Raw genomic sequence first — 21412 nt, forward strand, 5'->3', positions numbered from 1 at the left:
ACCCATCAGTCCGTGCGTTCTTCATCACATTTCATCCGCAATGAGAGGAACATTCCGCATGCCCGCATCGCTCCACTACGCCCCCGCGAAGGGCTGGATGAACGACCCCAACGGGGCAGTGCACTGGCAGGGGCGGCACCACCTCTTCTACCAGTACAACCCGGACGGCACGGAGTTCTCCAACCAGCACTGGGGCCATGCCAGTTCCCCGGACCTGCTCACCTGGACCGAGCACGAGGTGGCCCTGTTTCCCGGCCCGGCCGAGACCGCGCCGTACGACGCGACGGCCTGCTTCTCGGGCTGCGCCGTCGAACACGACGGCGGCGTCTCCATCCTGTACACCGGCGTCCTCGGTGACGCCCAGCTTCCCTGCCTCGCCCGCGCCGCCGACGACGGGCTGTCGGGCTTCGTCAAGGACGCGGCCAACCCTCTTCTGCCCGCGCCGCCCGCCGCCGACATCACCGAGTTCCGCGACCACAGCGTGTGGCGTGAGGACGGCCGGTGGCGGATGCTCGTCGCGGGCGCACGCCACGAGCACGGGGGCTCGTTGTTCGCCCTGTCCTCGGCCGACCTGCGGGCGTGGGACTACGACGGCGTCCTCGTCGACCGGGCGGCATCGGGGGTGCCGGGCGCGGTATGGGAGTGCCCCGACCACTTCACCTCGGGAGATGCCGCGGCTGTGCTGGTCTCGGTCATCCACGAGGACGGCGAGAACGGTCCCGACGTCTGGTGGATGACCGGTTCCGCTGCGGGCGACGGCTTCGACGTCCGCGAGAGCGGCGTGGTGGACGTGGGCGACCGCTTCTACGCCCCGCAGTCGTACTGGGCCTCGGACGGCCGGCGGATCCAGTTCGGCTGGATCCGCACCCACCAGGACCCGGCAGGCCTGGACGGGTCGGCGGTGGGCTTCATGAGCCTGCCCCGCGAACTGTCGGTACGCGGCGGCCGCCTGTACAGCGAACCGGCCGCCGAACTCGCCTCGCTCCGGCGGACGGCGACGCCCGTGCAGCCGACCGGTGCGACCCGCTTCGAACGGGCTCGGCCCACCGGCGAACTCGTGCTGGACGCCGTGACGGCGGACGGCACGCGGCGCGTCACCCTGCGGTCCCCGGGCGGAGCCGAGACGAGCGTGGACCTTACGGATTTCACCGGACGCGGCGGAGAGCTCCGGCTGTTCTGGGACGCGGGCATCATCGAGGTCTACCGAGGCGGCCTGGCGGGGACATGGTCCGACCTGCGCGTCGAGGAGGTCGCCCAACTGCGGCTGGACGGCGCCCCGGGCAGCGCGGCGACGGGCCGGGCCGAGATCTGGGAACTCGCCCGCCCGGAGCGCGAGTCGGGCCCGGCGGCGGGCGCGGGCCCGGGCATCGAGCCACATGGACGGACTTCCTCGCCCGCGTGACGCTGAGGAACGCATGTATCCGACCAGCCCCCTTTGGAGCTCAGGCCGTCTCGCGCGGGAACCCTCGCGAGGACGAGTTCAAGCGGACGGGGCGCCGCAAGAAGGGCTCGCCCCGGCCATGCGCCCGAGCCTGGTCCACTCCCCACCGTGGACGAAAGGGAGAGCGAGTTGGTGGCGCGGGCTTTCAGCCGAGGATCGCCGCCCGGACCTCCACGTCATGCGAGGGCACGGGGAGCGCACCCGCGGCACTCTCCGGGATTCCGACGACCTCGACAGTCACCCCTCGTGCCGCCAGGGCCTTCGCGGTCTGGGCGATGGTGATCTGGGAGAAGCCGAAGATGGCGTCCGGGGTCAGGTTCTCGCGGTTCTTGAGGAGCATGGCGAGGACGATCCGCTTGGGCGTGAAGTCGTCCGGGAGCACGAGTTCGCCCCGACTGAGCCGGGCCACCTTCGCGGTGAACTCCGCGCGGACCCGGGCGGACTCCTGGAGCAGCTCCACCGCCACCCTGGCCTGGTTGAACAGGTGACTCAGCGGGCCCGAACCACCCGCGCGCTTGACGAGGACGAGCGTGCCGTCGGGCATGAGCAGGTCGCAGATCTCAACCTGGTCCCTGGGACGGAGTGGATTGGCGACGTTCCTGGTGTCGAGACAGAGCCAGTCGGGCCGTTCCACTTCGGCCACCCTGTTGTTGTAGGCGTTCTCGGACTCACCGTCGCGCCACGCGGGCAGGGAGAGGGAGGGCAACGGCGAGAACAGCGCCGCCACGGCCGCCCGGCACTCGTCCACGTAGGCGGCCCCGGCCTCGTACCACTCGCCATCCATCAGGAAGAACCGCCTGGAGCCCAGGGAGATCCCGGCCTCCAGCCACGTCAGCGCGCTGGTCACGGCGAGCGTGTCGGCCACCCCGGCCCGGCGATCCCTGGCAAGGGTCACGGTCCCCTCACGCAGCGCCCTGAGGCGCGCGCCGCGCGGTGCGAGTCGGGCCCGGGTGAGGACGTAGTCGGGGTCGAAGTCGTCGGAGCGCAGGGCACCGGAACTGTTGATCTGCGTCACGTACACGGTGGCCTCCGCGTATGCCGCATGGTGTTCGGACGGAACGGAGACGGAGATCCGTCCGTCGGCGGGACGCCCGAGAAGCTCGTCCATGGCCTGCTCGAGGACGCCGAGGGCGGTCGTGTCCTCGACCGGCACGATGTGGTCGACGAACTCCAGTTCCTGGTGCGGGATGTCCTCGCGGCAGATTCTGGCGATGGCCCGCAGATCGGAGAGCAGTGCCTCGGGTTCGACCCCCAGGGCGATTCTCAACCCGCACCCGCCCTGGGCGCTGACGGCCCTTCCGCGCATGTACCGCGAACGGGTGAGCGGCAGCTCGTCGAGGTAGCCGCCCAGGCTGCGCACGATGCGCGAGTGGTCGCGGATGCCGAGCAGCGGGACCGGGGCCCCGCCCGGCACCAGGGAGATGTCGGTGCGCGCCTGCCCGAGAGAACGGGAGACCGCGCCACGGATCAGGTTCGGATCCATCTGCCGGACGGCGAAGGAGAGACCGAAGCGCTTGTCCTTGAGATGGTCGGGGATCAGCCGGTACCCCTGGTCGCAGCCGATGGCGTACACCGTGCCGTCGACGGCGAGCAGGAGTAAGGCGGCGGTGCGCCGGACGCCTTCGGTGACGGTGATGCCGGTGGTGCGAGCCATGGGGGCGCACCAGGGGGCCTCGGTGCGCTCCATTCCGCAGGTGACGTACACGGCCGGGACCCCGAGCACCTCGGGTTCGTGGGGATCGGCGCCGAGCCTGTCCAGAAGTTCGACGTCGAGGGCGTCCAGCATGGCGTCCTGGGTCGGGGCGACGTCGGACAGCCGGTAGACGGTGCGTACGGCGGTGTTCGGCGCCATGAGGTGCCTCCTGGGCGCTGTGGTTCACGAGAGCTTCGAGTACACGAGAGAGACTCACACTAGCTTGTGTACATTGTCAACGGACTAGCCTCTGGAAGGTCAGTGGGGATCCGTGTACGCTGGGGCTATGACGGACAACGCCGCTTCATCGGTCGGCCCGCTTGTCACCGGTGCGGAGATCGCTCGGCTGGCCGGGGTCACTCGGGCCGCTGTCTCCAACTGGCGCCGGCGCTACGACGACTTCCCCGCACCGGCGGGGGGCGGCGCGAACAGTCCGCTCTACGCGCTCACCGAGGTCCAGGACTGGCTGGACAGGCAGCGCAAAGGCCAGGAGGTCTCTCCCGAGGTCGAGTTGTGGCAGGCCCTGCGGACCGCTTACGGGGATCAGATGGTCGCGGGCCTGGCCGCGGTCGCCGCCGTGCTGGCCGGGGAGTCCGAACCGGCTCTGCCGGATGACGTCGCCGCCCGCCTGCGGCAGCTCGCCGAGACCGAGGCACCCGTCGATCTCGTAAACGGACTTACTGACCGGTTCATGGACTCCGCCCGGCGTGCGGGATCCGACCAGGTGACGTCCGAGCGTGTGGTGCGGGCCGTGTGTCACTTCGCCCCCGAGCTGCCGGCCGGTGCCACCGTCTTCGATCCCGCCTGCGGTATCGGGGTGTTGCTTCTGTCGGTCGCCTCCGAGACGGGGACGCGTTGCCGTGGCCAGGAGATGGATGGGGACAGCGTCCGTTTCGCCCAGCTCCGTGCGGACCTCCTGGGCCGCTCCGAGGTGCGTGTCGTGGCGGGGGACTCGCTGCGCGCGGACGCATGGCCGGACCTCAAGGCGGATCTGATCGTCTGTGACCCGCCGGCCGGTGTGACGGAGTGGGGGAGGGAGCAACTCCTGCTCGATTCCCGCTGGGAACTCGGCACCCCGTCCAAGGCCGAAGGGGAACTCGCCTGGCTCCAGCACGCGTACGCGCACACCGCGCCCGGCGGCCAGGTCCTCATGGTCATGCCGGCCTCGGTCGCCTACCGCAAGGCGGGCCGCCGTATCCGGTCGGAACTGGTACGCCGGGGCATCGTGCGCCAGGTGGTCGCCCTGCCGCCGGGGACGGCGACCTCGCACTCCCTGCCCGTCCATCTGTGGTGTCTACGGCGTCCCGAGAACACCTCGGGTGCGGACACGCACCACGCCGTGCGCATGATCGACCTGACCGACAACAGCCCCGACGGGGGCCTGGAGCCCCGGGCCGACCAGACCGTGGACGTGCCACTGATCGAGCTCCTCGACGACACGGTCGACCTGACCCCCGGCAGTCATCTGCGCTCCCGGCACCGTGACTACCCCGGTGAGTACGAGGCCCTGCGCAAGCAGTTGCAGGAGCAGGTGCGCCGGCTCGCCGCCTTCCTGCCCGAGCTCGCTCCCGGCGGCGGACCGGGCTCGCTGGACGGTGTCACCACGAGCGTCGCGGATCTCGCCCGTGCCGGACTCGTGGAGTACGACGGCCCGGAACCGGTGTCGACCAGCGAGCAACTCGACACGGACTATCTCCAGGGTTTCCTGCGTAGCTCCGGCAACGCCCGCCGCTCGACCAGCGCGAGCGGTACCTACCGTTTCGATGCCCGAGGCTCGCGCGTCCCCCGCATGGACATCGAGGAGCAGCGCAGGTACGGCTCCGCGTTCCGGGCGCTGTCCGCGTTCGAGGAAGGGCTGCGCACGGTCGACGAGCTGAGCCGGCAGCTCGCCGAGGTCGCCCGGGACGGCCTCGCCACGGGAGCCCTGGCTCCTCAGGAGTGAGGATCGGGCGGTCGCTCAGGCGGCGTGCGGCAGGAACGGACTCGCTGCTCCGCTCCACGTCACGCTCAGCGCCTCGCGAGCCCGGGTGCAGGCGACGAAGAGCAAGCAGCGCTCCCGCAGCAGATCCGCGTCGTGCTGCAGCGGGTCCGCCTCACGCGGCGTGATCTCCCGGGCGAACGGGACGGTGCCCTCGCTGACACCGAGGACGGACACCGCCCGGAACTCCAGCCCCTTCATCGCGTGCATCGTCGCCAGCCGTACCCCTTCGACTCCCTGCGCGACCTGCCCTCTGACCCGTAGCACGGGGATGCCGGCGGCCTTCAACTTGTCCTCGGCGGTGTCCAGCGAGAGGTTGAACCGTGCGCACACGCCGACCTCGTGCGGTGCCAGGCCTTCGGCGAGCAGCGCCCGGACCCGGTCCACCAGCGCCTGGGTCTCCTCCTGCCGGGTCGCGTACCCCCGCGCCTGGGGGTGGCGTCCGTGCAGCAGTGAGCGGTACCCGGCCAGCGAGTCCGGCCCCTCGCCTTCGAGGGCGTCGATGGTGACGGGTGCCAGGAGCCGCGCCGACCAGGCGAGGATCTCCTCGGTGGAGCGGTAGTTGAGGCGCAACCGGAAGCTGCGGCCGGCCGTCATGATGCCCAGGGAGCCGAGCGAGACCCGGGAGTCGTAGATCCGCTGGTGCGGGTCTCCGGTGGCGAACAGGTCGTCGGGGCCGGGGGCGACGACGGCGCGCAGCACCCGCCACTGGGCGGGGTGCAGGTCCTGTGCCTCGTCGACGACCACATGGGCGTACGGAGCCGGCTCGTCGCCGAGGAGTTCCGCCGCGCGGGCGCAGACACGCAGGTGGGTGGTCTCGCCGCCGTCCCGCAGGAGCTGTTCGAACCGCTGCACGCCGCTCCACACCAGTCGCCGGCGCGTGGGGCCGAGACCTGTGCCGCGGCCGCGGCGGCTCGCACCGAGGTAGGCGTCCAGGTCACGGAGGTTCTGGCCGAGTACCACGTGCCGGTACTCCTGGGCCAGGAACTGGGCGGTGAACGGCAGATCGAGCTGCTTGACCGTCTTCTCCCACAGCTGCCGCTGCTCCCGGTCCCCGATCGGCTTGGGCACGGCCGTCGACCTCGTGCGCACGATGCCGTTGGCACAGGCGTCGACGGTTGTCACGTCGACCCGCGCCAACAGCTTTTCGTCCTCGTCGAGGAGCAGCCCGAGCATGTCGCGGAGTCCGGCGGCGAGAGCGTTCGTGTAGGTGGTGAGCAGGATGCGGCCGTCCTCGGAACGGCCGAGCAGGTGCTTGACGCGGTGCAGGGCGGCCACCGTCTTGCCCGTCCCGGGTCCGCCCGTGACCTGGACGGGACCGCCGTACGAGGTGCGGTAGGCGACGCGCCGCTGGGAGGGGTGGAGGAAGACCCGCCAGGCCTCGAACGGCTTCTCCAGGATCTCCTCCAACTCCCGCGGCCCGGTGACCAGGCGGATGCGGGCGGGAGTGTTGGCGATGACCGTGGCGAGGTCCTCGACCGGCTCGGCGGGCGCGTCGGCGGGCCTGCGGACGGCGACGACATCCCGGTAGACGTCCTCCGGGCTGAAGCCCTCGGCAAGGTACTGGAGCACCTCCAACTGGTCTTCCGGCAGGAGGGTGGAGAACGCCTCCAGCTGGGCCTTGTCCATCAGCGACCGCGCGGCGCGCAGCACTTGGTCGTCGATGCCGAGTTCACGCAGGGTGCCGTCGGAGACGTCCGCGAAGAGCAGCCGGGGTGCCGTGCGCGCGGCGGTCTCGTACAGCGGCGTCAGCTCGTCCAGGGCGACGGCGTCGCGTACCTCCAGGGCGCGTGTCGCGGAGTTCGCGCTGTACAGGCGCTTCGCCGCCCAGGTGTAGGCGTCGTCGTGCGGCAGGACGTTGACCAGCAGGAACATGTCGCTGCCGTCGTCCGGGGCGAGGACGACGCCTCGCCAGAAACCGGTGATGCGGATCGTGCGCATCCGTTCGTCGCGGGCGTTCTCGACGGACTCCAGGTGCAGTCCCTTGTCGGCGTTGAGTTCGGCGACGCTCAAGGCCTGGAACTTCGCCATGGCCTTGCGCACTCCGGCTCGGACGGGTTTCTCCAACGTGTCGTAGCCGTCCCAGAAACTCTGGGCGAAGGCGAGCCGGGGCATCAGGCCGCTTCCTTTCTTCCGGACGCCAGTTGTCCGGCGATCTCCCGGAAAGCTGTGAGGAGTTGTTCTGGTTCGCGGGAGAGATCGAGGCTGTGCTGGTACAGCCGCGTCGCCCGACCGTCCGGTCCCGCCGCTGTTCCCCGCACCTCGTGGAAGCGCTCGGGCCGCCGTCCGGCCGCGTACACAAGATGTGCCTCGCGCAGACCGAGCACGGTGGCGTACGCGAGCGCCTGGTACAGGTCGGCGTTGTGCAGGCCGTCGGCCTTCTCGACCTTGTACTTGGCGTCGACGACGGCGAGCGGAGTACGGCCGTCACCGGTGCGGACGACCAGGTCGGGGCGCATCCGTACGAGACCCGCGAGGTCGAGGTGGTGGGGGTCCTGGAGACGCGCGGTCAGACCGTGTTCCCGTAGAGCCTCGCGCAGGGCGACCGTGACGAAGTCCTCGAACAGCTTGTTCATGTCGAGCAGGAAGCCGTCCACAGCCAGTGGGGAGACCCCGGCCGGCCGGTGTTCCGGCGAGGTGCCGCGCAGGACGGCCTCGGCGAGCCGCAGCGCCGGCTGGTAGCGGGCGTTGAGGCGGGACGGCTGCCAGCGAGGCAGGTCCTGCCCGCGTATCAGCGGCAGCGCGTCGGCGAGCCGAACCCGCTGGTGGGCGAGACGCCGCCGGACCGGTCCCGGGACACCCGGCAGCCGCAGCAGCCGCTCCACCGCGGCCCGCAGGATGCGGTTCTCGGCGGTGTCGGCGGTGTACGCGTCGTAGACGATCTCCACCGGCGGCGTACGGCCGAAGTGCCGACGGATCTGCTCGGTCTCACGCAGTCTCCCGCGCACGACCAGCGCGCGCTCCTCGACCTCCCGGTAGCCCTGGAGGACGCCCTGTCGCAGCGCCGCGTCGATCCGCCGTTCCACGGCGTGCGCGAGGGCGGGGACGACGTCGTCGTGGGCGCCGGTGTCGACGGTGCCCTCCCGGCTGTCGCGCCAGGCGCGCGCCGGGTCGAGGCTGAACCCGAGGAGGAAGAACAGCCGCCGCACCGGGGTCTTGGGCATGATCCGTACGACCGCACCACCGGGTGTGCGCAGGGCGCCGACCCGGCTGCCCGCCCGCAGCAGCCAGTGCCCGTCCCGGCCGGGATCGGGAGTCACGCTCTCCAGGACGCCGGAGGCGGCGAGGGCCCGCCCGGCCGCGGCGCCCAACGGGACGGAGACGGCGGGTCCGTACTCGCGCAGCGTCACGTCGGTCGCGGTCGCGGTCGCGGTCACGGTCGGGGTCGCGGTCACGGACGCTGCTCGCTCAGCGAGTCGAGGCCGTAACGGGCGGCGACGTCGAGGCCCTCGCCGTAGTGGTGCTCCTCCAGGAGGGGCAGGATCTTGGTGCGCCAGGTCCGTTCGAGGCCGCCGTCGCGGTACACGCCCGGCTTCATCAGGTACGACGGGCCGATGGCGAAGTCGGCGTCGTCGATACGGGAGTTGAGGGCGTCCAGCAGACGGGCGGGTTCGAGGTCCCGGCCCTCGCGCTTCAGCCAGCGGGCGAGCAGCCCGGCGGTCGGCTCGGTGCGCGGGGACAGTTCCACGAAAGCGAAGCGGCGCCGCATCGCCGCGTCCACCAACGCGATCGAACGGTCGGCGGTGTTCATCGTGCCGATCACGAAGAGGTTGGGCGGCAGCGCGAAGTCGTCCCCGGAGTAGGTGAGTCGGACGGACCGCGTCCGGTACTCCAGGAGGAAGTACAGCTCGCCGAAGACCTTCGCCAGGTTGGCCCGGTTGATCTCGTCGATGATCAGGAAGTGCGGGATGTGCCGGTTGCCCTCGCGGGAGGCGAGATCGGCGAGCTCCCGCAGCGGGCCCGCCGTCAGCCGGAAGGCCACCTCCCGCGTCTCGGGATCCTCCACGGGCCGGAACCCCTCGAAGAAGTCCTCATAGGCGTACGAGGGATGGAACTGCACGATCTTGACCTGTTCCGGGCCGCCGCCGAAGTACTCGGCCAGCTTCATCGCCAGGTACGTCTTGCCGGTGCCCGGCGGCCCGTAGAGAACCAGCTGCCGCTCGTCGACGAGGAGTTCCCGCATCTCGTCCAGCCAGGAACGGTCGTGGACGAGGAGGTCGTCGGCGAGTGCGCCGGTGATGTCCGGCAGGGTCAGTTCCCCGCTTGCCGCGGGGACCGTGAGGTCCGTCAGTCCGGTGAGCTCGTCCAGCGCGTCCAGAACGACGGTCAGATCGACCACGTCATGCTGGACGGACAGCTTCTGCTGCACTTCCTCCGGCATGTCCTCGTAGGCGTGGCTGTTGTTGAACCAGGCGACGGTCCTGCGCAGATTGGACAGCCCGCCCGGCGACGAGCTCTGCACGGCGTCGCCGGTGATCCGCCCGATGTGCAGCCGGCCGTCGCTGATGGTGGCCACGGTGTCGCCGACGCGCATCTGCGTCAGGAAGGCGTGCAGTTCGTCGACGAGACCTCGCTTCTGGTTGTACGAGGCCGCCCCCTCGTACCCGTCTTCCACGAAGCGGCGCAGCGCGCTCTTGGTCGGGTCGGTCTCCTCCAGTGGTGGCAGGTGCGCGCCCGCGAGCGAGACGAAGCCCTCCCGCAGCCACTGTTGCCGCACCAGGTTGTGCCCCGAGACGTTGGAGCCGCGTACCAGCCACGCCTTGCGCGGGGCGCGCCAGCCGGTGGACAGGTAGTCGGCGAGGGGGTGGCCCTCCGCCGTGCGCCAGGACTCCGGGCCGGAGGCGTCGTAGCCGTACACCAGCGCGGCGGCGGCCGATGAGGAGTTGCACTCGATGTCCCGGGCCACCCGCCACCGGTCGGCGGACAGGTCGATGAGCCCGCCGTTCGCGCGCAGTTCCGCGCGGGTCCGGCGGGCGTGGTCGCCGAGCCCCGGCCATGCCTCGGCGGCCACCGTCGAGCCCTCCTCCAGGAGGAACTTGTGCGTGCCGTTGCCGCCGAACTCGGCGAGCAGATGTCCGCGCGCCTCGGCGCCGTCCTTGGGGAGCTTGATGCGGAACTCGGGCGTGCCGGGGAGGAGTTCTGGCTGAGGCATGGACTCATCCTACCTGTTGACACTGTCAAATCATCAAGAGTACAAGTGAGACATGCACAAAATGTGTTGACGGTGTGAACGCATCGATCGTGCGGGGCAAGGGGGAGCCGATGGTCGAGGTAGAACGGCGGGCTGTCGAAGCGGAGTTGCCGTCCGTCATCGAAAGGCTGCAATGTCGCGCATCCCGTGCGGGGGTGATCAGCCGACAGGCCTTCGCGGACGAGGCGGACCGGCTCGGGCTCAGGACCGACGAACAGCGGCGACGTCTCCGCAACGGGCTCGCTGCGCTGGGCATCCAGGTGAAGCCCGCACGCCGGGCGGCGGCCTCGTCGGTGAAGGCACCCCCTCCGCCGCCCTCCGTCCCCTCCGAAGCGGCCACGCGTCTGGCCCGGGCCCGGCGGATGCTGGCCCGTTACGCCGACGCCGACGGTAACGTCAGCAGGCTCGCCCACGACGGAGTCGTACGACTTCACGGGCTCGGTGCCGCCGACGCACGCGAGTTGACCGCCGACTTTCCGATCACCCGCCCTCGTCCGCCCCGGGTCCCGGCGTCGAGCACCGTCCCTTCGAGGGCGCCGGCCGCCAGGAAACCCGCCCCCTCCGCCGTTTCCTCCACGGCCCCGCGACTGTCCGACGCCGTGCTCGCGGCCCGGGCGGTCCTGGCGGCGGACCGGTGGCGGCGGAGTACGGCCAGGGTGCTGCTGAAGGCGGAGGAGGAAGTGGGCCTCGCCGTGCTTCTGCGGGGTGGGGAGGACCGCCTCGGCCGTACCGACCGGCTCGGCCGCGATGTCCCGGCGGAGGAGATCGCCGCGCTGCCCCGCGACAGCGAGCGGTGGCGCGCCTACGAGTGTCTCGTCCTGCACAACCAGCGGCTCGTGTGGAAGATCGCGCTCGGCTACCAGGGCCGCGGACTGGACGCCGAAGATCTCGTCCAGCACGGAACCATCGGACTGATGCGCGCGGTCCGGAAGTTCGACGCCACCAAGGGCTTCAAGTTCTCGACCTACGCGACCTGGTGGATCAAGCAGGCCATCTCAAGGGCCGTTGCCGACGAAGGCACCCTGATCCGACTGCCCGCGTACGTCCATGAAAAGGTCAAAAAGGTCGCCGTCGCCGAGCGCAAGCTCCTGAACGAAGGCCGGCCCAGGACCGTCGACAACGTGGCCTACGTCAGTGGCCTCACCTTCGCCGAAGTGGAGGAGGTCCGCAGGATCAGCCGGCCCACCGACTCCCTGGACAGGATCATCGGCGAGGACATCGCCCTCGGTGACCTGATCATCGGGCCGAGCCGGCTGCCCGGACCCGCCGCGGTGCTGATCCGCAAGGAGTTGATGGCGCGGTTGCGGCTGGTCCTGGAGCACCTCAACGAGCGTGAGCGGTACATCCTGATCCGGCGCACCGGACTCGACGGCGACGAGCCGGACACGCTGGACGAGATCGGGGTCGTCTACGGAGTCACTCGAGAGCGCATCCGGCAGATCGAGTCGAAGGCCAAGGCGAAGTTCTACGGGCATGCGGCCCGCCACGGCCTGGTGCCACCACCCCGCTGAACTCGCCGGATCCACCACGTTCCGTCTCCCTACGCACCCTCTTTCTACGCACCCTCTTTCGAAAGAAGCCGCACATGGACCCGCGCCAGGAGCTGGTCGACTACCTCACCCGCCAGCTCATCGGTCCCGTCGGCGGTGTCGACGAGGTGCTCGACGCGCCGCCCGACCGGCAGTACCTGATGGGCACGCTCTATCCCCAACAGGCGGACCTCCAGCGGCAGCTCGCCCTCGCCGCCGACGACCCCGAGGCTCCCGGCGCCGAGCAGGACGCCCCCGACGTGGACCCGGCCCCCGACCCGGTGCCCGAGACCAACAGCTGGCTGCCCGCGTCCCTTGGCGTCAGCTTCTACACCGACGCCGAGGACGTCGAGGTGAGCTGCGCCGCCGCCCGCTACGAGACGCGACGCAACGAGGCGGGCCGGGGGCGGCGCTGGCAGCGCGTCCCCCTCAAGCCCGAGACGCACACGGTCGGTGCGGACCGCAAGGAGGTCCCCGTCCTCGACGGGCGCGCGACGATCCGGCTGACCCGCCGCTCCTACGGCGAGGGCACCCTCGTCACCGTGGCCCTGGTCAACGAGGCCCGGCACGACGGCTCCGACGGCAAGGCGCCGAGCTGGGACGACATGCTGTTCCAGTGCCGCCTCACCGTCCGCCCCGCCGACGGAACCGTGCTGCCGTATCCCAGTGTCCGGCTCGCCAGCCGTGATCCCGAGGAACGCGAACTGCGCCTCCAGTACCGGCATGTCGTCACCCATGCCGTCGGCCACGGCTGCGCCGTCCGCGAGGAGTACGGCGAGGACGACGGCGTCGCCCTTCTCGTCTGTGAGGCGCTGCCCCGGGCCGAGGTGCCCGCCATCCGGGCCGGTGGACCGCTCGACGCCCCCGCGCTCACCCTCTCCCACCTCGCCGACCCGGCCGTCGGGCTCGACCAACTCCGTGAGGAACTCGCCGAGTTCGCCGCCTCGTATCACGCCTGGTACGTGGGTCAGCGGTCCGTGGAGGTGCCGGAGTGGGGGCGGGAAGCCGCGGAGCGGATCCTCGCTCGGGTCCGCGAGGCGGTCACCCGGATCGAGGCGGGCGTACGCACCTTGTGCGACCCGGACCGCCCCGAACTGCTCGCCGCCTTCCGTATCGCCCAGCGTGCCATGCTGCTGCAGATGCGGCACTCCGCGTCCGACCAGGCCGGCCGGAGACGGCACCGCTCGGAGCCGGTGGCCGTCGATCCACCCGTCGACCCCGAGGCCACCTGGCGCCCCTTCCAGCTGGCCTTCTTCCTCCTCGCCGTCGACGGCGTCGCCGAGCCGGGGCACCGGGACCGCGCGACCACCGACCTGATCTGGTTCCCCACCGGCGGTGGCAAGACCGAGGCCTACCTGCTGCTGGCCGCCTTCACGATCGCCCTGCGCCGGATCCGCGGTGAAGGCGACGGCACCGCCGTGCTCAGCCGCTACACCCTCAGCCTGCTCACCACCCAGCAGTTCCAGCGCGCCGCCACCACGATCTGCGCCCTGGAATACCTGCGCCGCACCGAACCCGCACTCGGTCTGGGCGGCGAGCCGATCACCATCGGCCTGTGGGTCGGCGACACCACGACCCCGAACGACTTCGAGAACGCCGAGCGCACCTTCGACGAGCAGCGGCTGGCCTCGCACCCCGAGGACGTCTTCATCCTCGACCGCTGCCCGTGGTGCGGCACCCGCATCCTGCCGGCGACCTGGTCCAGCGTCCGCTCCGACTACGGAGTCCGCGCGGAGAAGGACGACTTCGCCTTCAACTGCACCCGTGACGAGTGCGCCTTCCACGACGTCCTGCCGGTCGCCGTCGTCGACCAGCACCTCTACCGGAACCCGCCCACCTTCGTCCTGGGCACCGTCGACAAGTTCGCCCGGCTGGCCTGGGAGCCCGACTCCGGCCGCCTCTTCGGCGCCGGCACCGGCAACCCGCCCCCGTCGCTGATCATCCAGGACGAGCTGCATCTGCTCACCGGACCGCTCGGCACCACGGTCGGTCTCTACGAGGCGGCCATCCTCGAACTGTGCACGGACCGGAACGGCCGCCCACCCAAGATCGTCGCCGCCACGGCCACCATCCGGCGCTCCGCCGAGCAGGTCCGCGCTCTGCACCACCAGGACGTCCAGCTCTTCCCGCCGTCCGGACTCGACGCCCGCGACAGCTTCTTCGCCGTCCCCGACACCGGCCGCCCCGGCCGCCTCTACCTGGGCGTCATGGCGCTCGGCCACACCGCGGGCCGCGGCGCCGTCGCCACCACGGCGGCCATGCTCCAGGGCGTCCACCAGCTCCCCGAGGAGCACCGCGACGACTACTGGACGCTCGTCGCCTACCACCACAGCCTGCGCGAACTCGGCCGCACCGTCACCGCTGCCGGCGACGACATCCCCGCCCAGCTCCGCTCCCTCGACGAGGGCGTCGGCACGCGCGCCCTGGGCGGCGAGCAGGTGCAGCAGCTCGACAGCAGCGTGGCGCGCGCCGACCAGCCCATCCTCCTCGACCGCCTGGAGAAGCCGTGGACGGATCCGCGGTCGGTGTCCTTCCTGCCGTGCACCAACATGCTCTCCGTCGGCGTCGACGTGAAGCGGCTCGCCTACCTCCTCATGCAGGGCCAGCCCAAGACCACCGCCGAGTACATCCAGGCCACCAGCCGCGTGGGCCGTCACCAGGTGCCCGGACTCGTCGTCACCTACTTCAACGCCACCCGCCCACGCGACCGTTCGCACTACGAGACCTTCATCGACTACCACCGGGCGCTGTACCGGTACGTCGAACCCGCCAGCGTCACCCCCTGGTCCTCGCCCGCGCGCCGCCGCGCCCTGCACGCCGCGCTGGTCATCCTGGTCCGCCACCGGCTGGGTCTGGCCGCCGAGAACCAGGCCGGGCTGCTCACCCGGCACAGGGACGAGGCCGCGCGGATCGCCGACGCCCTCGCCGAGCGCGCCGCGATCGCCGAACGCGACGCCACGGGAGCCGACGCGGACGCCGTACGCGCCGACGTCCGTCAGGAGCTCGGCGGCCTCCTGGACGCCTGGTACCGGCAGGCCGAGGCGGCCGCTGACGAGGGCAAGTCCCTCTACTACCGCGGCCAGGGCAAGGGGCAGCACAACCTGCTCAAGTCCTTCGAGCAGCGCTACGGCCTGTGGGAGACCCTCAACTCGATGCGCAGCGTCGACCGGGAGTGCCAGATCACCGTGACGGGAGCAGGAAAGTGACGCGCAAACTCCGGGTCCGCCAGGCGCAGACCGTACTGCCGTTCGGCGTCGGTGCCGTCCTCGACGTGCAGGGCGAGTCCTTCGTCGCGGCCGGTATCGAGACCTGGCCGCAGCTCAAGACCCCCGTTCCGTCCGAGCGGCTGGCCGCCCGTCTGGGTGTCATCGGCTTCTACGCGGCACCCCACACCCTCAACGACCGCTACGACCGTCCCGACCGGCCCGGCGTCCCCTATGTGCGCTTCCCCGGCTGGCTGTTCTGCGGATCCTGCCGAGCCATGGTCCGCTTCCTGCGAGAGCAGGAGAAGCCCGGCGAGCCGCCCGTCTGCACGTCCTGCGCCGCCGCACCCCGCCTCACCCCCATGCGGTTCGTCCGCATCTGCGCGGACGGGCACCTCGACGACGTCGACTGGTGGTACTGGGCCCACTCCAAGCTGGCACCCGAACTACGGGCCGCCTGCGCCGAGTCGAAGCACGCCTGGAAGGCCCGCGGACTCAGTTTCCGGGTCGCCGACCGCGCCTCCGGACTCGAAGCCCTCTCGGTGCGCTGCGGGGCGACCCGAGAGGGCGGCACCCGGTGCGGGGCCGAGCGGGATCTGCTCGACATCCTCGGCCCCCAGGGCGGCAACTGCCCGGGCCGCAACCCCTGGCAGCGGCCGAACGGCAAGGCCTCCTGCGGCCAGCAGGTCCACATCGTGCAGCGCACCGCCGGCAACGTGTACTACCCGGTCGTCTTCTCGGCCCTCGACATCCCCCCGACCGACGAACCCCCGCGGGCCGAACAGGACCTGGCGGAGCAGGTCCGCGGCCACGGCTACTGGACGAACCTGCTCGACGCACTCGGCACGGACCGAGCCGCCGTCTTCCGTGACTTCATCAAGCAGGACACCGACGCCCCCGACAGCCTCATCGACCAGCTCCTCGCAGAGGCCACGGGCGCACCCGCGCCCTCGCCCGCCGACCGGCCGGAGCCGGCGAAACTCGACCTCAGCCGCGACGAGTGGTACGCCTTCGACGCCGTCGAACTCCCGGAACCCACCGCGGAGTTCTCGATCCGCCGCGGCGGACTCGGCCTCGTCGGCGAGACCGAGGAACCCTGGGCCACCCTCGACGCGCACATCGACGGCGTCGTCCTCGCCGACCGTCTCCGCGAGGTACGGGCCCTGACCGGATTCCGCCGCCACTCCCCGCACGGCACCCTCGTCCGCGCCGACACCAGCGGCCGGCTGCGCTGGCTGCCCGCGACCGAGGTCTACGGCGAGGGCATCGTCCTCACCCTCGACGAGCGGCGCCTGAGCGCCTGGGAGAACGACCCCCGCGTCCAGGCACACGTCCACGGCGTCCGTACGGACCTGGACGCGTCATTCCGCGACGAGCAGTTGGCCGAGACCGTCGGCAGCGACCTCTCGCCCCGCTACCTTCTCCTGCACACCCTCGCCCACCTCCTCATCCGTCAGCTCTCCTTCGACTCCGGCTACACCACGGCGAGCCTGCGCGAGCGCGTGTACGGCCGTCCCGAGTACGGCCAGCGCGGACTGCTGATCTACACGGCCGCAGGTGACGCGGAAGGCACCCTGGCGGCCTGGTCCGGCAGGGCGAGGCACCGCACTTCGCCGAGACGCTCGTCCGGATGCTGGAGGCGGCCGCCTGGTGCTCCGCCGACCCGCTCTGCGCGGAGCACACCGGTCAGGGTTTCGGCAACCTCAACCGGGCCGCCTGCCACGCCTGCACCCTGCTGCCCGAGACCAGCTGCCAGACCGGCAACACCCTCCTCGACCGCGCCCTGGTCGTCGGCTCCGCCCGCGTCCCCGGCTACTTCACCGACGTCCTCACCGCGAGCCGCGAGTACGCCGCCGCCATCGCCCAGGGATGACACCCATGACCACCGCGAACACCCCCGTGCTCCACCCCGACCTCACCCCGGCCCAGCGCGACTGCCTGGACGCCCTGCCGCTGACCGGCAACCACGTCGTCAGCGGCCCGCCCGGCAGCGGCAAGAGCCTGCTCGCCGCACATCGCGCCGTCCACCTCGCCCTCACCGGCAGACCCACGCTGCTGCTGTCCCGCTCCAACCTGCTGCGCCAGCTCCTGAACGGCATGCTCCAAGGCCTCACGGTTCCCGGCACACCGGTCGAGGCCGCCACCGTCCACAGCTGGGTTCTGCGCCACTTCGGATACGGCGCACCGCGCACCCAGGACGGCTGGTTCGACTGGGCGACCCTCACCCAACAGGCTGCCGCCGCCCTCGGCGAGAACGAGGCGGCCACCCCTCACCTCGTCGTCGACGAGGGCCAGGACCTGTCGCCGGGCTTCTACCGGATGGCCCGCCTCGCCGCCGCTTCCGTGACGGTCTTCGCCGACGAGTGCCAGCGCCTCACGGAAACGAACTCCACCCTCACCGAGATCACCGACGCCCTCGGCCGCTCCACGGGACGAGTCGAGATCGCCGGTAACCACCGCAACAGCCGTGAGATCGCCTCCCTCGCGGAGTACTTCCGCACGGGCGGCACCCGCCCCGACATCCCCTTCCGCAGCGGAACGCTGCCCGTGGTGCGCCACTATTCCGGCACCAGGGACCTCACCGACGACATCGCCGGCCTGGCTGCCCGCCACCCACGGGACCGCATCGGCGTCATCGTCAACTCCTCGCGCACGGCCACCGACCTGATGCGCCGCCTGGAGCGCGCCGGCCTGGCCCACGAACCCCAGCTCTACAGCTCGGCGGCCCCCTCCGGACGTTACCGCGACCTCGACCTGGCCCGTCCCGGCGTCGTCCTCGTCCACCGGGCCAGCGCCAAGGGCCTTGACTTCGACACCGTCGTCATCGCCGACGCGGAGTCCGACTCCGCCACCGACCCCACGTCGGCGACCCTGCGCATGGCGTACTACGTCATGATCACCCGTGCCCGACAGCGACTGGTGCTGGGCTGGCAGGGGAGTCGTCCGCCGCGGCATCTGGAGGGGCTGGACGGGCGGGTGGAGTCGCGGTGACGGGATCACTGCGGCCACGGGCAGGCGAGAGTGCCGACCCGGTTCGGGAGCTGCCCGATGTGCGGCGGGCGACGCCAGGGCGCTGTGATCCGCGGAGGACGATCATGAGCCGTTCGCGTTCGACGTCAGACGTGGGCTGCCGTCGGAGAACAAGGGGGAGACGATGACCGACGACCGCAAGACGACTGTGCCCGTGTGGACGCTGGCGACCGCTGACGTCCAGGTGCCCGGGTTGACCGCGGGCGAGTCGATGACGGCTGAGCGCCTGGCTGAACTGCGCGGGGTGCTGGCCGTCCTGGCCGACGAGCCGATCGTCACGCTTGAGGCGCATCCGCTGCCCGGCAAGATCGACCGCGGCCGTGGCATCCCGCTCGACGCCGCGAGTCCCCTGGCGCAGCACCTGTCGCAGTTCATCACGCAATCGACGCGAAGTTCCCTCACGGCGGCCAGGGCGACCGCTTCCGGCGAGTGTCTGTATCGCATGGTGGTCCCGGCGAAGGTCGCCGCCCAGTTCGGGCAGGGCCTCGTCCGCCCGATGGTGGCGAAGGGCGCGGCCGGTGGCTTCCGCGGTCCGCTCGTGGACACGACAGGCAAGATCGTCGCTGGTACGAGATACGTGCCGGTCGGAGGAGCGGCAGCGGCGGGCACGGTCGGCGGGGCCGGGGCGACCGCCGGTGCCGCGGCCGCCGGGGGCACGGTGCTCACCGTGGCCGCTCCGCTCGTGCTCATGGCCGTGGCGGTGGGAGTGAGCGCACACGCGGACCGCAAACGCCAGCAGGCCATCGAACACATCACGGAACTGCTGGAGCAACTCCAGGAGGACAAGCTCGACGACGAGCACAGCGAACTGGACGGCTGCCGCGACGCCATCGACAAAGCCACGGCCATTCTGCTCGACCAGGGCAAGCCAGGTGTCTCGCTGGGACTCGACTCGGCGGTGCATGCGATCAACACGGCGCTGGGCAAAGCCGACCGTCGCCTTGCCCGTTGGCAGAGCGCGCTCGACAAGCTGCCCGAGGGCGAGGCGGTCGAACTCGGCACGCTGACCAAGTCGTTCCCCGGCGTCGACGACCATGGCGGCATGTTCCGCACCCACCTCGAACTCGCTTCCCTGGCCGTCGCGTTGAAGCGGCGGGTCGTCATCCTCCAGGCCGTCGAGCACGCCCAGAGCGACCCCGGCAACCTGTTCGAGAACTTCACCCGCGCACTCAAGCGCGATCAGCAGCGCCTCGACGAACTGGAGTCGGGCATCGCCGGTGTCCTGCTACGCCTGTCAGCGCTGGAACTGGCACGCCCGAACGGATTGCGACCCGTCTTCACGACCGGTGAAGTCGACCGCCTCATGAGCGCGGCCCACCGGATTCACCGGCTGGGCGACGGCGTCACGGCCAAGAGTCGTACGACAGACGTGGCGATCGAGATCGCCCGCGACAAGGACGGCTCGGTGGTCGTGTTCCCCGCGCTGCCCGCGTAGGCGATGACGCGCTCGCACTCACCCGGTGATCGGTTCTGTTCGCCACCATCGGGTGTCCCTCCCGTTCCTCGATCAAGCAGGAGGTCAGCTTGAGACCCACTCCACTGGTGATGCCCAGCCGTAAGCCCGCGCCGCAGGCTCCGCGACGGGGCCGGGGCGGGTTCGTCCGAGACGAGCCGCGTGCTGAGAACCCGCTGGTCTACCGGGCGGTACTACCGGTCCCGGACGACGAGCAGGAGCAGATGTTCGCCGGGGCCCGCTCGTGTTTCACCTCCTGGCTGGAGAGCAAGGGGCTGGCGACGCACCTCTCCTCGGGTGTCCATCGGCTCACGGACACCTACACCCTCACCGTGACCGACTCCTACGACACCGACGGCCAGCAGACCGCGCTGCGGCTTCGTCTACGGGAGAGCAAGGAGGACAGGCAGGAGGGGACCTGGCAGACGACGCTCACGTCCGCTGTCGACCGTGAGTCGAAGGAGGCGTACGTCGGTGTCGACCTGGAGCACTACCCCAGCCCGGGCAGACGGCAGGCCACACCGGTCCCTCCTCGGCTCGTCCGTGAGATTCTCGATCACTTCAACGTGCCGGACGGGACGATTCGGCTCACCACGGCACCTCACCTGATCGGCCCCGACTCGGTCGGCCTGCTCACGTCCGCTCTCACCGATCCCACCCGAGAACTGCCGTTGGTCCTCGCGGCGGAGCCGTCCAACGACGATCCCGCCTGGGAAAAGCTGCTGACGGGGGTCGCCAGGAATCTGGTCGGAATCGCCTCGGTGTTCCGGCTGGGACGGGAGGCCGTCCCCGCCTACCGGGAGGCGGCCGGAGACCTGCACGACGTGTACCCCGGCCAGATACGCACTTATCTTCCGGACGTCGCCCTCGGCTCCGCCGAAGACGGTCGGCGCCATCGCCTCCTGACGTACCGGCGGCTCAGCGATCCGGAGTTCCGCAACGCGGACATGCGGATCTCCAGGTACCCGCGCCAGCACGCTGTCACCACACCGCAGCCGGCCCTGCTCGCCGAGCCCGCGTTTCCAGGCATCGAGGAGGTCCTCAAGGATCTGCGCGCGGCACGGTCCCAGACCGCTGGGTCTTTGGGCAACGAGACTGTCGGCTCCCTGCGTGCCCAGCTGAGCACGGCCAACGAGACGATCGACAAAGCGCTGGAAGAGCTGAGCGAGGCAGCCAGTGCCCGGGACCTGGCGGAGCGTGGCAGGCGCGCGCTCGATGAGCAGCTGCGGGAGGCTACCGACCGCTTCGAGGACGAAATCGCCGACCACGACGCCACCCAGGCACAGCTGTCCGCTCTGCGCCACCAAGTGGCGGTTTTACAGCAGCGGCTGGTGGAGGCCGGCCGGGCGGAGGACGCCTACACGCCGCCGGCGGAAGAACCGGTGCCGATGTCCTTCGCCGAACTGAACGAACGCGTGCACGAGCGGATGAGGCACCTTGTTCTGACCTACGACAAGAGCAAGGCGGAGGACCTCGACGACGACATGAAGAGCTCGACCTGGGCGTCGAAGGTGTGGGACGCACTGCTGGCGCTGGATTCGTACGGGGCGAGCGGTGCCGGCGAGCAGAAATTCGACGGAACCTTCCGGGATTTCTGCGAGGCTTCCCCGCAGGGCACGCGCACCTATCCGGTGACGCGTGTGGCCATGGTGGAATCCGACTCCGTGCGCAACGACAGGAAGTTCCGGCAGCAGCGCATGCTCCCTGTGCCGGTGGAGGTCGACGCCTCGGGCAAGGTGTTCATGGAAGCCCACATAAAGATCGACAACAAGGGGAGGATCGCGCCTCGCGTCCACTTCTACGACGACACAGCGGGCGCCACGGGCAAGGTGATAGTCGGCTACGTGGGGCCGCATTTGTCAAACACCCGTACGAACTGAGCAGCCGACCGTCA

Annotated in this window: 12 protein-coding genes and 1 pseudogene; 9 read left to right on the forward strand and 4 right to left on the reverse strand. The window is 70.7% G+C overall.

The genetic code is table 11. The features are described from left to right. Window positions 1-58 precede the first annotated feature (58 nt). Complete coding sequence (locus ABZ027_RS00820; RefSeq protein WP_356762908.1) at window positions 59-1402, forward strand: glycoside hydrolase family 32 protein; 1344 nt, start codon at window positions 59-61, stop codon at window positions 1400-1402. A 184-nt stretch (window positions 1403-1586) separates the two neighbouring features. Here ABZ027_RS00820 and ABZ027_RS00825 read toward each other — a convergent pair whose 3' ends face one another. Next, window positions 1587-3293 carry a TIGR04141 family sporadically distributed protein gene (locus tag ABZ027_RS00825; RefSeq protein WP_356762910.1) on the reverse strand — a complete coding sequence of 569 codons (1707 nt, stop codon included), beginning with the start codon at window positions 3291-3293 and terminating at the stop codon, window positions 1587-1589. Between the two features lie 127 nt (window positions 3294-3420). On the opposite strand from ABZ027_RS00825, the gene ABZ027_RS00830 reads away from it, so the two are divergent. Further along, window positions 3421-5076 (forward strand): N-6 DNA methylase, encoded by a 1656-nt coding sequence (locus tag ABZ027_RS00830; RefSeq protein ID WP_356762912.1) that lies wholly within the window; start codon window positions 3421-3423, stop codon window positions 5074-5076. A gap of 15 nt (window positions 5077-5091) precedes the next feature. Here ABZ027_RS00830 and ABZ027_RS00835 read toward each other — a convergent pair whose 3' ends face one another. From ABZ027_RS00835 to ABZ027_RS00845, 3 genes are read right to left on the reverse strand one after another with little or no spacing between them, the layout of a single operon-like run. Then, window positions 5092-7227 (reverse strand): UvrD-helicase domain-containing protein, encoded by a 2136-nt coding sequence (locus ABZ027_RS00835; RefSeq protein WP_356762914.1) that lies wholly within the window; start codon window positions 7225-7227, stop codon window positions 5092-5094. Then, window positions 7227-8507, reverse strand: a complete 1281-nt coding sequence (locus ABZ027_RS00840) for a restriction endonuclease (RefSeq protein ID WP_356762916.1) — start codon at window positions 8505-8507, stop codon at window positions 7227-7229. The genes ABZ027_RS00835 and ABZ027_RS00840 overlap by 1 nt, the downstream gene beginning before the upstream one ends. Beyond that, entirely contained in the window at window positions 8504-10264 is a 1761-nt protein-coding gene (locus tag ABZ027_RS00845; RefSeq protein ID WP_356762918.1) for a DUF4357 domain-containing protein, read from the reverse strand. Before ABZ027_RS00845 ends, ABZ027_RS00840 begins: the two co-directional genes overlap by 4 nt. Before the next feature lie 194 nt (window positions 10265-10458). Here ABZ027_RS00845 and ABZ027_RS00850 point away from each other — a divergent pair, with 194 nt between their 5' ends. The 7 genes and pseudogenes from ABZ027_RS00850 (at window position 10459) to ABZ027_RS00880 (ending at window position 21398) form a co-directional block, all read left to right on the forward strand. Then, window positions 10459-11814 carry a sigma-70 family RNA polymerase sigma factor gene (locus tag ABZ027_RS00850; protein WP_356762920.1) on the forward strand — a complete coding sequence of 452 codons (1356 nt, stop codon included), beginning with the start codon at window positions 10459-10461 and terminating at the stop codon, window positions 11812-11814. A 74-nt stretch (window positions 11815-11888) separates the two neighbouring features. Further along, window positions 11889-15038: a helicase-related protein gene (locus tag ABZ027_RS00855; protein ID WP_356762922.1), complete on the forward strand. Its 3150-nt coding sequence runs from the start codon at window positions 11889-11891 to the stop codon at window positions 15036-15038. A 65-nt stretch (window positions 15039-15103) separates the two neighbouring features. Next, window positions 15104-16552: pseudogene (drmB, locus tag ABZ027_RS00860) on the forward strand (DrmB family protein); the annotation flags it as partial. A gap of 113 nt (window positions 16553-16665) precedes the next feature. Continuing rightward, window positions 16666-16908 (forward strand): hypothetical protein, encoded by a 243-nt coding sequence (locus tag ABZ027_RS00865; RefSeq protein ID WP_356762924.1) that lies wholly within the window; start codon window positions 16666-16668, stop codon window positions 16906-16908. A 5-nt stretch (window positions 16909-16913) separates the two neighbouring features. Beyond that, window positions 16914-18026, forward strand: a complete 1113-nt coding sequence (locus tag ABZ027_RS00870) for a hypothetical protein (protein ID WP_356762927.1) — start codon at window positions 16914-16916, stop codon at window positions 18024-18026. Window positions 18027-18189: 163 nt separating this feature from the next. Continuing rightward, complete coding sequence (locus tag ABZ027_RS00875) at window positions 18190-19500, forward strand: hypothetical protein (protein WP_356762929.1); 1311 nt, start codon at window positions 18190-18192, stop codon at window positions 19498-19500. A gap of 89 nt (window positions 19501-19589) precedes the next feature. Beyond that, window positions 19590-21398, forward strand: a complete 1809-nt coding sequence (locus ABZ027_RS00880; RefSeq protein ID WP_356762931.1) for a hypothetical protein — start codon at window positions 19590-19592, stop codon at window positions 21396-21398. The last annotated feature ends 14 nt before the right edge of the window (window positions 21399-21412 follow it).

Origin of the sequence: Streptomyces sp. NPDC006332, assembly GCF_040612855.1 — a bacterium.
In the GTDB taxonomy this organism is placed as follows: domain Bacteria; phylum Actinomycetota; class Actinomycetes; order Streptomycetales; family Streptomycetaceae; genus Streptomyces.